The sequence below is a fragment of the Nitrogeniibacter aestuarii genome, from assembly GCF_017309585.1.
Lineage (GTDB): Bacteria > Pseudomonadota > Gammaproteobacteria > Burkholderiales > Rhodocyclaceae > Nitrogeniibacter > Nitrogeniibacter aestuarii.
In genome coordinates this window covers 1,628,214-1,640,707 of sequence record NZ_CP071321.1, presented here as the reverse complement: position 1 = coordinate 1,640,707, position 12,494 = coordinate 1,628,214, and the positions used below count along the sequence as shown (strand labels likewise).

Annotated in this window: 13 protein-coding genes; 7 read left to right on the top strand and 6 right to left on the bottom strand. The window is 62.7% G+C overall.

What is annotated here, in order from left to right; genetic code table 11:
• Window position 1: 1 nt before the first annotated feature.
• On the top strand, window positions 2-1,546 hold the full coding sequence (locus J0W34_RS07570) for a 2-isopropylmalate synthase (RefSeq protein ID WP_230971243.1): 1,545 nt from the start codon (window positions 2-4) through the stop codon (window positions 1,544-1,546).
• A gap of 51 nt (window positions 1,547-1,597) precedes the next feature.
• Here the strand turns inward: J0W34_RS07570 and J0W34_RS07565 are convergent, their stop codons facing one another.
• Both J0W34_RS07565 and wrbA read right to left on the bottom strand, forming a co-directional pair.
• Window positions 1,598-1,969 (bottom strand): DUF2069 domain-containing protein, encoded by a 372-nt coding sequence (locus J0W34_RS07565; protein WP_227816910.1) that lies wholly within the window; start codon window positions 1,967-1,969, stop codon window positions 1,598-1,600.
• On the bottom strand, window positions 1,966-2,565 hold the full coding sequence (gene wrbA / locus J0W34_RS07560) for an NAD(P)H:quinone oxidoreductase (protein ID WP_230971242.1): 600 nt from the start codon (window positions 2,563-2,565) through the stop codon (window positions 1,966-1,968). Before wrbA ends, J0W34_RS07565 begins: the two co-directional genes overlap by 4 nt.
• Before the next feature lie 90 nt (window positions 2,566-2,655).
• Here wrbA and J0W34_RS07555 point away from each other — a divergent pair, with 90 nt between their 5' ends.
• On the top strand, window positions 2,656-3,879 hold the full coding sequence (locus J0W34_RS07555; protein WP_230971241.1) for a YihY family inner membrane protein: 1,224 nt from the start codon (window positions 2,656-2,658) through the stop codon (window positions 3,877-3,879).
• On the opposite strand, the gene J0W34_RS07550 is transcribed toward J0W34_RS07555, so the two are convergent.
• Window positions 3,867-5,393 carry a hypothetical protein gene (locus tag J0W34_RS07550; protein WP_227816907.1) on the bottom strand — a complete coding sequence of 509 codons (1,527 nt, stop codon included), beginning with the start codon at window positions 5,391-5,393 and terminating at the stop codon, window positions 3,867-3,869. The genes J0W34_RS07555 and J0W34_RS07550 overlap by 13 nt on opposite strands.
• A 145-nt stretch (window positions 5,394-5,538) precedes the next feature.
• On the opposite strand from J0W34_RS07550, the gene pyrF reads away from it, so the two are divergent.
• The 5 genes from pyrF (at window position 5,539) to rplS (ending at window position 8,409) form a co-directional block, all read left to right on the top strand.
• Window positions 5,539-6,276, top strand: coding sequence for an orotidine-5'-phosphate decarboxylase (gene pyrF / locus J0W34_RS07545; protein WP_227816906.1), 738 nt, complete (start codon window positions 5,539-5,541; stop codon window positions 6,274-6,276).
• A gap of 83 nt (window positions 6,277-6,359) precedes the next feature.
• A complete protein-coding gene (gene rpsP / locus J0W34_RS07540; RefSeq protein WP_227816905.1) occupies window positions 6,360-6,611 on the top strand; it encodes a 30S ribosomal protein S16 in 252 nt (83 codons plus the stop codon).
• 24 nt (window positions 6,612-6,635) lie between these two features.
• Complete coding sequence (gene rimM / locus J0W34_RS07535) at window positions 6,636-7,142, top strand: ribosome maturation factor RimM (RefSeq protein ID WP_227816904.1); 507 nt, start codon at window positions 6,636-6,638, stop codon at window positions 7,140-7,142.
• Between the two features lie 7 nt (window positions 7,143-7,149).
• Window positions 7,150-7,938, top strand: coding sequence for a tRNA (guanosine(37)-N1)-methyltransferase TrmD (gene trmD / locus J0W34_RS07530; protein WP_269144642.1), 789 nt, complete (start codon window positions 7,150-7,152; stop codon window positions 7,936-7,938).
• Window positions 7,939-8,037: 99 nt separating this feature from the next.
• Window positions 8,038-8,409, top strand: coding sequence for a 50S ribosomal protein L19 (rplS, locus tag J0W34_RS07525; RefSeq protein WP_227816902.1), 372 nt, complete (start codon window positions 8,038-8,040; stop codon window positions 8,407-8,409).
• 63 nt (window positions 8,410-8,472) lie between these two features.
• Here the strand turns inward: rplS and mdoH are convergent, their stop codons facing one another.
• Genes mdoH through J0W34_RS07510 form a run of 3 tightly spaced genes read right to left on the bottom strand, consistent with a single transcriptional unit; the run spans window position 8,473 to window position 12,470 of the window.
• Window positions 8,473-10,596 (bottom strand): glucans biosynthesis glucosyltransferase MdoH, encoded by a 2,124-nt coding sequence (gene mdoH / locus J0W34_RS07520; RefSeq protein WP_230971240.1) that lies wholly within the window; start codon window positions 10,594-10,596, stop codon window positions 8,473-8,475.
• 6 nt (window positions 10,597-10,602) lie between these two features.
• On the bottom strand, window positions 10,603-10,887 hold the full coding sequence (locus J0W34_RS07515; protein ID WP_227816900.1) for a hypothetical protein: 285 nt from the start codon (window positions 10,885-10,887) through the stop codon (window positions 10,603-10,605).
• Entirely contained in the window at window positions 10,884-12,470 is a 1,587-nt protein-coding gene (locus J0W34_RS07510) for a glucan biosynthesis protein G (protein WP_230971239.1), read from the bottom strand. The genes J0W34_RS07515 and J0W34_RS07510 overlap by 4 nt, the downstream gene beginning before the upstream one ends.
• Window positions 12,471-12,494: the final 24 nt, after the last annotated feature.

The window sequence follows — 12,494 nt, the reverse complement described above, 5'->3', positions numbered from 1 at the left end:
CATGAACAACGAACTGATCATTTTCGATACGACCCTGCGTGATGGCGAGCAAAGCCCGGGCGCCTCGATGACGCGTGACGAGAAGGTGCGTATTGCACGCCAGCTCGAGCGCATGCGGGTCAACGTGATCGAAGCGGGCTTCGCGGCCGCTTCCAACGGTGACTTCGAGTCGGTCAGGTCCATCGCCGAGGCGATCAAGGATTCCACGGTCTGTTCGCTGGCCCGCGCCAACGAGAACGACATCCGTCGCGCCGGCGAGGCGATCAAACCCGCCGCCAGTGGCCGCATCCACACCTTCATCGCCACCAGCCCGATCCATATGGAGAAAAAGCTGCGCATGAGCCCCGACCAGGTGGTCGAGCAGGCCGTGAAGGCCATTGGCTGGGCCCGCGAATTCACCGACGACGTCGAATTCTCTGCCGAGGACGCCGGTCGCTCCGAACTGGATTTCCTGTGCCGCATCTTCGATGCCGTCATCAAGGCCGGCGCAACCACCATCAACGTGCCGGACACGGTGGGCTACAACCTGCCGCAGCAGTTCGCCAGCACCATTGGTCAATTGATCGAACGCGTCCCGAACAGCGACAAGGTCGTGTGGTCGGTCCACTGTCACAACGACCTCGGTCTGGCCGTGGCCAACTCGCTGGCCGCAGTGCAGGCCGGCGCGCGTCAGGTGGAATGCACGATCAACGGCCTCGGAGAGCGTGCCGGCAATGCGGCGCTCGAAGAGATCGTCATGACCGTGCGCACCCGCAGCGACATCTTCGATTGCGATACCCGCATCGATACCACCCAGATCGTGCCAGCGTCCAAACTGGTGTCGGGCATCACCGGCTTCCCGGTGCAGCCCAACAAGGCCATTGTCGGCGCCAATGCCTTCTCCCACGAGTCAGGCATCCATCAGGACGGCGTCCTCAAGCACCGCGAAACCTACGAGATCATGCGTGCCGAGGATGTGGGCTGGCACGCCAACAAGCTGGTGCTGGGCAAGCATAGCGGCCGCAATGCCTTCAGAAGCCGGCTTGAGGAACTGGGCGTCGCCATCGAATCCGAGGCGCATCTGAACACGGCGTTCGCCCGTTTCAAGGAACTGGCCGACAAGAAGCACGAGATCTTCGACGAGGATCTTCAGGTACTCATGTCAGACGAGGCGGTCACGCCTGCCAGCGAACATTTCCGCCTGATCTCGTCCTGTTTCCATTCGGAAACCGGCGAAACCCCGCGCGCCAAGCTCACGCTTTCCGTGGGCGGCAAGGAAGCCAGAGCGGAATCCGACGGGTCCGGGCCCGTCGACGCCGCGTTCAAGGCCATTGAGCAGGTCGCCAGTAGCGGTACCGACCTGCTGCTGTACTCGGTCAATGCCATCACCACCGGCACCGATGCCCAGGGTGAAGTGACCGTCCGCCTCGCGCGCGACGGGAAAGTCGTCAACGGTCAGGGCGCCGACACCGACATCGTCGTTGCCTCGGCCAAGGCGTATCTGAACGCGCTCAACAAGCTCCACAGCAACATCCAGAAGCTCAACCCGCAAGGCCAGGGGGTCTGAGACAGGCGCTCTCAGAGAAAAGGAAAAGGCCGGCGATCAGCCGGCCTTTTTTCATTTACCCGGCGCTTCCTGCGCCGCCTTGAGTCTCGACGGTGCCGTCTGACGCGCATAGAGCACCATGGCGAGAAACACCGCGATCGTCAGCCCCACTTCGATGCGCGCCAGCAAGGCGACGCCATCCGGATCATTGAAGCGGACGACACCTTCCATGAAGTAGAGCAAAACGAACATGCATCCCCACTGATAGGTGTAACGCTTCCCATACAGGATGCCACGCAGGGGAATCAGCAGGAATGCCGCCTTGAGCATCAGCCACGAGCCGCCCGGACGCAGAGGCGCCCACCAGGCCTCCCAACCGACGCACAGCACGATCAGCGCAAACCACAGGATTGAGGAGATCCAGATCAGCATGCGCGGACTCATCGGGCGCCCTCCAGGGCCAGCGCGATACGCGCCAGGCGCTCGCCTTGAGCCACGGCGAGGGTGATCTCATCATCACTCAGGGCCGGATTGCCATCGTGGCCGGCCACATGCGTCACACCGTACGGCGTCCCGCCGGTGGTAGTGCTCGACAAGGTACGCTCGCTGTACGGCAACCCAACCATCACCATGCCGTGGTGCATGAGCGGCAGCATCATCGACATCAGGGTGGTCTCCTGTCCGCCATGATGGCTGCCACTGGACGTGAACACGGCAGCCGGTTTGCCCACCAGGGCCCCATTGACCCACGGACCGATCGTGCCGTCGAGAAAGTACTTCATCGGTGCCGCCATGTTGCCGAAACGCGTGGGGCTCCCCAGCGCAACGCCAATACACGACTCCAGGTCATCCAGGCTCACGTAGGGTGGCCCCTCTGCCGGCACCTCGTCTTCAGTGGCCTCGCACACCGTGCTCACGGCCGGCACCGTGCGCAAGCGTGCCCCGACACCGGGCACGCGCTCGACACCGCGCGCAATCTGTTCGGCCAACGCATGGACCGAGCCCTTGCGGCTGTAATAAAGGACGAGGACTTCTTTCATGAACGACTCTGTGGCTAAATTGCGGCGATTATCCCAGATATCGAGGTGGGCAGCCCATCAAGGCCGGGGCAAGCCGACATCGTGCCGAACATGTCACTGACACATATCCAGAACTTTCTTCGCCTGCTGCTCGAGCGCTTCGTCGACACCCGCTGCCCGCTGGTCGCGGGCAGCCTCACGTTCACTTCTCTGTTGGCCGTGGTGCCACTCCTCGCAGTCGCCTTGTCGGTATTTAGCCACTTTCCCGGCTTCGCCCAGTTCGGGGACAGCCTGAGCGCCTTCTTGCTCGACAACCTGCTGCCGGAGACCGCCGGGCGCATCATCGCCACCTATGCGCTTGAGTTCACCCAGAAAGCGGGCGATCTGACCGTGATCGGTTCGGCCGTACTGATCATCACGGCGCTGAGCCTGATGCTGACCATCGACAGCGCGCTCAACACCATCTGGGGCGTGCGCACACCCCGACCACTGGTCACACGCCTGACCATCTACTGGGTGGTGCTGACCGTCGGCCCCCTCTTCCTGGGCGGCTCTCTGGCAGCCACCAGCTACGTGGTGAGCACATCGCTGGGGCTCGTCAACGATCCGCCCTGGCTGCGCCTGATCGTGGCCCGCATGCTGCCCGTATTGCTACTGGGCATGCTGTTCAGCTTCCTCTACTACAGCATTCCGAACCGGCGCATCAATCCCTGGCACGCCCTTGTTGGTGGCGTGGCCGCCGCACTCGGCTTCATCGCCATGCAGCGGGGACTCGGCTTCTATTTCGCCTACTTTCCGAGCTACACGCTGATCTACGGCACCTTTGCGACGCTGCCGATCTTCTTGCTGTGGCTGTATCTGTCCTGGATCGTGATCCTGCTCGGAGCCATCCTGGCGGCGGGCATCCCCACGTACCTGTCCCGCATTCGTGCATTGCCGAGTTTTCCCGGCACGCGCGCCTACGGCGCCCTGCTGATGCTTCGGGAACTGGCCGCCGCGCAGACCGCCGGGGACAGCCGCCAGGCTGAGACGCTGTATCGCATTGCCCGTCAGACCCCCGCGCATGGCGAACCCATCCTGGAGGACATGCACGAGGCCGGATGGCTGGCACGGACGGATGAGGAAGACTGGATTCTGGCCAGACGCATTGATGACATCCGACTCTCCGACGTACTGACCCGCTTCTGCATCTCCGCCCCGGCCATTGACGGTCTCGCCGCCGACGGGCTGGCACCGGAAACCGCCGCTCACATCCGTGCCATGCTCAGCGCGAGTGATCTGCCCCTGCCTGAGCTGTTCAGACGTGTCGGCTCACCTGCCGGTCAGAGCGGATAGGGGTCGTACTCGAACTGAAAAAGTTCGACGTGAGATGTCTGCATATCGAGGCTCAAGAGCCGTCCTTGAGCCACATAGATGTGCTCGCCCTCGTGGACAAGCAGGAAGCGACGTGACTGATAGGCCCCTGATGGCGCCAGAATCGCCTGGTGGCTCCGGATGCCGGGCACGGGTGGGAGCACCAGGCCAGGCATCATTTCGCCCGGCCCCTCGCCACCCCGGAATCCCACGCGGACCGGCGTGGACTCGTTACTGATCGTCTGAAGCCCGACTTCCACACGGTCAGGCGCGTCAGAGCGTACCCAGCGCACCACGCACACGGACCACTGCGCACCCACCTGGCGACGGAGCGCAACCGCCATGCCCGGCGACAGGGTATTCGACGCCACCTCCAGACTCATGATGGCGTAGCCGCCGGGGCTTTCATTCTGAACGCGCCACGACATCACCTGCGCAGCCTCTTCACCCGCGTGCTTGAGCCGCCAGATCGAGCGCAGTCCGATGCAGACATCGACCGTGTAGTCATTGTGACGGCGCATTTGCTCGCGCCGCGGCGGCATCGCCCAGCGCTCGCGCAAGCTGCGCAGCAGTTTCGCAATTTCCTGTGGCGGCAATCCGGCCGGCAGTTCCGGCAGACTCGCACCGGGGATCACCTCACCACCGGCGCCGAGCGCAGCATCGATGCGCTCGAGATGCCCGGTCGCTCCTCGCGCCAACTCCGCCGCCGAGAAATAGATCATGCCCTCGACCGGTGGCGGTGAGCGCCGGACCATGGCGATCGGCCCCGCATCCTGCGCCGGGTCGATCCAGTAATCCCAGGTCTCGATACCGGTCTTGGGCTTGGTGGACAGCTCCGCACGCCAGGCCGTCTGCTCAAGATACTGGTAGAGCCACTCCTGCTCACGCGCCGTGAGCGCCTCGGGCTGTGCCGCCGCCATGGCAAGCATGGCCTTGTAGGCGCCCTGTACCGCACCACGGGGTAACTCAGCCGGCAGTGCCTCCGACCCCGCCGCCACCGTCGCCATATGGAAGACGCGATGCGCCTCATTCCAGACCCCCGCACGGGGCGAAGCGCCCTTGAGTGCGGCCAGCCACACTGCATCGGTCAGCAAGGCCAGGGCTCGCGCGGAAAGCACCTCCGGCTTGCGGCTCTGAGTCACCATCGCCGAACCGACATCCGACAGCACGCGACTGTAACCATTGGCCATGCTGATCACGACGCGCTCGAGCGTGCTGACCGCATTGAATAGATCGGATGGCAGTGGCAAGGACCGCCCTGTCAGGCGCGGCACCAGTGCTTCCCGCGCATCGGCGACCCGGACAACAAAAAGCTCCAGCGCACGATGCAACTGGAGCGGCATGACATCCTCGGAACGCAGCAGGCGCTCGAGCTGGCGCAGCATATCCGGCAGATCCGCGACGGGATCAACCGAGGGCTCTGCGCCAAGCCATGCGATGACCTCTGCGGCTGTGCCGCTGGCAGCGCTCTGTGTCGTGCTCTCGCCGGGACTCATGGCGGTCCGTTCAGGTGTGGTTTGATAGCTCATTCTAATGAATAACGGCCGGTTTCTGGCACAATGCCAGCAATTTCCATTGCGCCCGGGGAAAATTTCCCTAACTGCATTTCGCGCGCCTGTTTAGAAAGTTGCACCTGACATTATGACATCTGAAGCCATCGATTACCGCTCGGAAAAACACATTGCGCCCCAGGATCGCCTGATCGTGGCGCTGGACGTCGCCAACGCGGATGAGGCTCGCGACCTCGTCACGCGAATGGGTGATGCCGCCACCTTCTACAAGATCGGCCTTGAGTTGTGCATGGCTGGTGGCTACTTCGAACTCCTGGACTGGCTTGTCGCCCAGCAGAAGAAGGTGTTCGTCGACCTGAAATTTTTCGATGTACCCGAGACCGTCCGCAAGGCCGTCCGGGCACTCGCCTCAAGTGGTGCCACCCTGGCGACCATCCACGGCAACCAATCGATCATGGAAGCCGCCGTTAAGGACAAAGGCGACCTCAAGATTCTCGCCGTCACTGCGCTCACCAGCCTCGATCAGGGCGACCTGAACGACCTAGGGTTCCAGTGCAACGTCGAAGAACTGGTTCTCTCGCGTGCGCGCCGCGCCCTCGAAGCCGGTGTCGATGGCATCGTCTCGTCCGGACTCGAAGCGCCGATGATCCGCCGCGAGCTCGGCGAACGCCTGCTGGTGGTCACACCAGGCATCCGCCCGGTGGAGAACCGCCCGTCGGACGATCAGAAGCGCACCGTGGACGTGGCGCAAGCCTTCCGCAACGGCGCCGACTACATCGTTGTCGGCCGTCCGATTCGCAACGCGGCCGATCCCGCTCAAGCCGCACGCGACATCCAGCAGACGATCGCGGAGATCTTCACGGGCTGAAGCGCCCGAAACAGATTGTTTTTTCTGGATTTATCCCGTACTATTTCGCCCTTTTCGATTCCACAGATCAGGACGAAGCCAAGATGGTTGTTATTCGCCTTGCACGTAGCGGCGCCAAGAAGCGCCCTTTCTACAACATCGTTGCTGCTGACCGCCGCGAGCGCCGTGATGGCCGCTTCATTGAGCGTGTTGGTTTTTACAATCCGGTTGCCTCCGAAAGCGAGCAAGGCCTGGTGATCAACACCGAGCGCCTGACCTACTGGCAGCAGAACGGCGCCCAGCTGTCCGACACCGTTGCCCGTCTGGTCAAGCAGGCTGCCAAAGCCGCGGCCTGATCGGCTGCGTAAGGCGGAGCATCCATGATTGTCATGGGGCGAATCATTGCCCCCTATGGCATCAAGGGCTGGGTCAAGATTCACCCGTTCGGTGACGACCCGCTGTCCTGGAAAAAGATGCCCCGCTGGTGGTTGTGTCAGGACGACAAAGCCGCAGAGACGAGCTGGCAGGCCTACGCGCTGAAGAACTGTCGTTTTCAGGGCAAGGGTCTGGTTGCTTCGCTTGAAGGGATTGACGACCGCACGGCCGCCGAAAGTTTGAAGGGTTGCTACATTGCAGCCCCGCGCGAGGCGATGCCGCCCACCGCGGAAGATGAGTACTACTGGGCCGATCTGATCGGGCTGGCAGTCGAAAATGCCGAAGGCGAACCCTTGGGCACGGTCTCCACACTGATTTCAGCCGGCGCACATGATGTGCTGCAGGTCAATGACGGGGAGTCCGAGCATCTGATTCCGTTCGTACCGGCGTATGTCGACAAGGTCGATACCGATGCGAAAGTGATCCGGGTCCAATGGCAAAAAGACTGGTGAAGTGGGCTTGACCGTGACCGATCTGGATCGCCGCACGCGGCGGTTCGATATCGTCACCCTGTTCCCCGACATGTTCGGGGCACTGACCGGAAACGGGATCAGCCGTCGGGCGCTTGCCCGGGGGCTGTATGCTCTGACCTGCTGGAATCCGCGTGACTTCACGACGGATGTTCATCGAACGGTCGACGATCGCCCTTATGGCGGCGGCCCCGGCATGGTCATGCTGGCCAGCCCGCTGGAAGAGGCGATCGCAGCCGCCAGGGCGGCACAACTGGTCGATACCGGCAGCACCGGTCGGGTGATCTACCTGTCGCCCCAAGGGCGCAGGCTAGACCACCAGAAGGTCATGGAACTGGCGACGCTGCCATCTCTGACCTTGTTGTGCGGTCGCTACGAAGGGGTGGATCAGCGACTGATCGACCGCTGCGTGGATGAAGAAATATCGCTGGGCGACTTCGTGTTGTCTGGTGGAGAACTGCCGGCAATGGTGCTGCTCGATGCCATCATCCGTCAGTTGCCGGGCGCGTTGAACGATGCGGACTCGGCAGTCGAGGACTCCTTCGTGGATGGCCTGCTCGATTGCCCGCATTTTACGCGACCGGAAGTGGACGCCCATGGCGTCGAAGTGCCCCCGGTACTGTTGTCCGGGGACCACAAGAACATTCGCCGCTGGCGCCTGAAACAGGCGCTTGGGCAAACCTGGCTGAGACGGCCCGAGCTTCTCGAAGCGCGACCGCTGAGCAAGGAAGAAGTGAAACTGCTTGATGAATTCAGGCAGGAACACGCGGGGCGTTGAGGGTCTGACCCGACACGCCATACGAAGAAAAGCCGGATACCAGGTTGCGACCTGCTCTTTCCGCAAGGCCAATGGCCACTCGAACTTAGGAATGACGCAATGAATCTGATTGATCAACTCGAGCAGGAAGAAATCGCTCGTCTGACCGAAACCAAGACCGTCCCCGATTTCGCCCCGGGCGATACCGTGGTCGTCAGCGTGAAGGTCAAGGAAGGCAACCGTGAACGTCTGCAGGCATACGAAGGCGTGGTCATCGCCAAGCGTAACCGTGGTCTGAACTCGTCCTTCATCGTGCGCAAGATCTCTTCCGGTGAAGGCGTGGAGCGTACGTTCCAGACGTACTCCCCGCTGGTTGCAAGTATCGAAGTCAAGCGTCGCGGTGATGTCCGTCGTGCCAAGCTGTACTACCTGCGTGGCCGCACTGGCAAGTCCGCACGTATCAAGGAAAAGCTGGTTCGCAAGAACGGCTGATCTTTGGCGTCACATGAAAAACGGGACCTTCGGGTCCCGTTTTTCATGTCTGCCCGGCACAGTTCAAGCCCCGGCTTCCCGGCACATCTGCCTCACCAATCGCCCCCACAGACTCTCCTCCGGCGCCATCCAGACGAGTCGGTGCAGTTCAGCAAGTCCCCTGCCGTCATCCACCAGCCAGCTGCGCTCGCCTGCGCTGAGCGCCCCCGCCCCGCTTTCCATGGCCTTGGCCACCAGCGCCTCGCGCCGCGTCTGCCTGAACGGGATGTCGCTCCTTTGCCGCGCCATGCCCAGGTGAAAGCGATGCCGTGCCGGATCGATGACCGCAAGTTCGAAGGCCGTCAGCCGCGAAGGCTCCCGCAGGGCCGGCGCATCACGCAAATCCTGAACCACTGGCGGCGGTGCGGCCTCTTCCGGCGTCAGCAGGACGCCGCGCTCGCGCAGGCGACGTCCATTGGCGAAACGGCTCAGCCAGACAGACACCGGTGCCGCCATCACCAGCGGGATGGCGATCGGCAATGACCAGTAAAAGAACAGCGGCTGGAGCCAGTAGGCAAAGCCAGACCACGCGACCGCCAGCAAGGCGCCTGGCAGGTGATCCACCAGCGCATCGCGCCACCCCTCCTCCTCGGTCCGGTTCTGACCAGCCCATCTGACCTTGAGATTAAACAGGGTAACGACCACATAGCGCGTGTGCGCCAGCATGCGCACCGGGGCAAGCAGCATGGAAAAAACCATCTCGACCATGGTGCCGACCATCACGTTCATGACACCGCCCATCTGGCGTCGTCGCTCCCGATCAAAGAAAAGATCGACGACCGCGAGCAGCTTCGGGGCAAAGAGCACGAACACGGTGCTGAAGGCCAGGCGAACAGCCCATTCAGGCTGCCATTCGGGCCACACCGGGAACGGGCTGTCCGGATCGGGGAAATACTCGATGGGCTGGAGGGTGAACTGGGCTAGCTCGACCGTGATCAGCACCAGATAGGCGAACCAGATGGCCGACGCCGCATAAGCCATGATGCCGTTGGCAAAAGCGGCCCGATGAGCACTGGAGATCCCGCGGCGGAAGAGAAAATAGAGATGCTGGAAATTGCCGTGCGCCCAGCGGCGGTCCCGCTCAAGCTCATCGCCCAGGGTCGGGGGTGACTCTTCGTAACTTCCCTCGATACTCGAATCGAGCCAGACTTCGTAGCCGGCGCGCCACATGCACGCAGCCTCGACAAAATCGTGACTGAGCACACTGCCGCGCAGGAAGCCCCATCCGCGCAAGTGAGGCAGACCGCAGTGCTGCATGAAGGCCTCCACCCGGATGATCGCGTTATGCCCCCAGAAGACCGCTTCGCCCAGCTGCAACGCGGCCAGACCGTCGGTGAAGATCGGGCCATAAAGGCGGTTTGCGAACTGCTGGATGCGTGCGTGTGCCGAGGTCGAATTGATCAGGGCCGGCGCCGTCTGGAGGATGCCGATGCGATCATCGCTCTCCATGATCCGCCCCATGCGAACGAGACTGGCGCCGGTCATGACGCTGTCCGCGTCCATCACGATCATGTACTTGTAGCCTCGCCCCCATCGGCGCAGGAAGTCGCTCACATTTCCTGTCTTGCGGTTCAGGTTGAGCACCCGGCGACGATAGTGGATGCGCGCGTCAGGACCGAGGCGCTCACGCAGGGCGAGGCACGCTTCGCGCTCGGCCAGCCAGATGTTCGGATCACGGCTGTCCGAAAGCACGAAAAAATCGAAGGCATCGATCTGACCAGTGCGTTCCAGATCGCGCCATGTGCTGTACAGACCCGACAGGGTACGCTGGACGTCTTCGTGATAGATGGGGTAGACCACCGCCGTTCTTGCCAGCGGCACGTCACCGATTTTCTCGGGCGCCAGGCGCCGCGCCGGACTGTGCGGGTCACCGCCCACCCGTCGCCAGATGAAGCCCATGACCGCCATCCAGAAGCCGGCCGAGATCCAGCCGAAGAGGACGGCCGACACCACGACAATCGCCATCTCGATGGCCGTGGTGCCGTGATAGGGCAGCACGGCCAGCACTGCAAAACAGGCGCCCGCCGTCTGGGTACCAACCAGCAGGAGGTAGAGCGTTCTGCGCAGGTAGGCCGCCAGGCGCCAATGCCGCCTGCGTGGTCCCGCCGTCTTGCGCGCCTTGTGATCAGCGGCCAGGGTTTGCGCCATGGTGCGTTACCCCCGCCCGAAACGGGCGTAACCGATCGAACCACGCTGCGGTGGCGGCGCCAGTTGCACGCGTTGAACTGACTCGAAAGGGATCTTGGCCTCCGACATCAGGGCCTGCCACAAAGCCTCCTGCGCCGCTTCCGACATGGGTCCGTGGGCAAGCGCGTCGGCCATGGCGCCGGCCAGCCATTGCACCTGATGACAGCACTCCAGTTCGCTCAGCCCGGCACGCTGCAGGTAGCTGTAGGCCCGCTCAAGCAGATGAAGACAGGATGGGGCGGCCTCGCTCATCGCTTGGCTCCGTAGATTGAATTCGGTTCGGGCAGCGTATATGTCCATGTTTCGGTCACCGGCTTGCCCTCGGCGGTCAGAGCAGCCCGCAAGGCCAGGGGACGCCCGTCAGCAGGTCGCGCCAGAATGGAGAGCCGCCAGATCTTGCGTTCTTCGAGGTAGGTGAGGAACTGCTCGATCACCTCGCCATTCTCCTGCGCCGATACGTCGGCCACAGGCAAGACCTCAGGCGTCAGCTTGTCGAGCGCCTCCCCGGCGAAATCCACGACCAAGCGGTAGGCGCGCTGCGCGCTCTCCTCGTCCAGCGGCTCGCCCCGACCCACAAAGGTGTTGATTGCCCTCGGCGGAGCCGCCTTGTCCACGTCGGGTGAACCAAAACTGATCCTGTACTCCAGCGCAAGCTCCTGACCTCCTTCCATGGCGCCTTTGGGCGCCCAGAACGCGACGATGTTGTCGTTGCTCTCATCCTTGGAGGGGATCTCGATCAACATGATGCGCCCGTCCCCCCAGGACACTTTGGGCACGACCCAGGCACTGGGCTTCTGGTCGAACCGCACCTCGCTGTCCTCGTAGCTCTCGAAGCGGGTGTCGCGCTGCAACAGGCCGAAGCCCTTGATGGCGTTGGCACCGAACGCCTGTACATGGAGCGCCTTGGGATTGAGCAGCGGATTCCACACCCACTCGTCATTACCCATCTGCATCAGCAGACCATCGGACGTATGGACCTCAGGACGCCAGTCGCCGACCGGGCGAGAGGTATTTTCGCCGTAGTAGAACATGCTGGTCAGCGGCGCCACGCCAAGCAATTCGACGCGTTCGCGCGTGAACAGAACGGCCTTGACATCCACCTTGGTGGGCGCGCCGGGATAGACACTGAACTGGTATGCGCCACTGACCCGACGGCTGTCCATGAGCGCATAGAAACGCATGGCTTCCGAGTTCTTGGCCGGTCGCTCAAGCCAGTACTCGACGAACTGGGGGAATTCTTCGCCGGACATGAGCCCGGTGTCGATCGCCAGACCGCGCGCGGCAAGACCGGTTTCATTGCCGGCGCCAACACCGCGGAAGTAGGTCGCCCCGGCGAAGGTCAGCACGGCTTCGCGAAGGCTCTTGCGATTGAGGGGATAGGTCAGCTTGAACCCGGCAAAGCCCAGGTTGGCGGGAATCCGCCGCGCCAGGCTTTCGTTCTCGACCACGAACATCTCCTTGCGGAACATCAGCGGCTTCGCGCCACCGGCATCGACGAGGTTGATCTTCACGGGGCGACGATAATACGCGCCAGCCGGAATCATCTGCACTTCGAAACGCGCCCCCCCGTCCCGCCACAGGCTCTGGTCGGAATCAAAGCGAATGGCCCGGTATTCGTTCATGCTGAGCTTCTGCATGAAATCGGGGATCTGTCTCGGTGCCTCGTACGGACTGCCGGCACGCGCCTTGGCCAGTTCGACCACATCATCAAAACCGAACCCGCCGCGTTTCGCCTGAGCCGTCGTCGCACCGAAACCACTTGCCAACGCCAGCGCGGCGAGAAGAGCCCATGGAGCACGGCACCGCCGGAGACGCTGAAACATCGAATCGAGCACGAATTTTCCTTGTTCAGTTGAGTG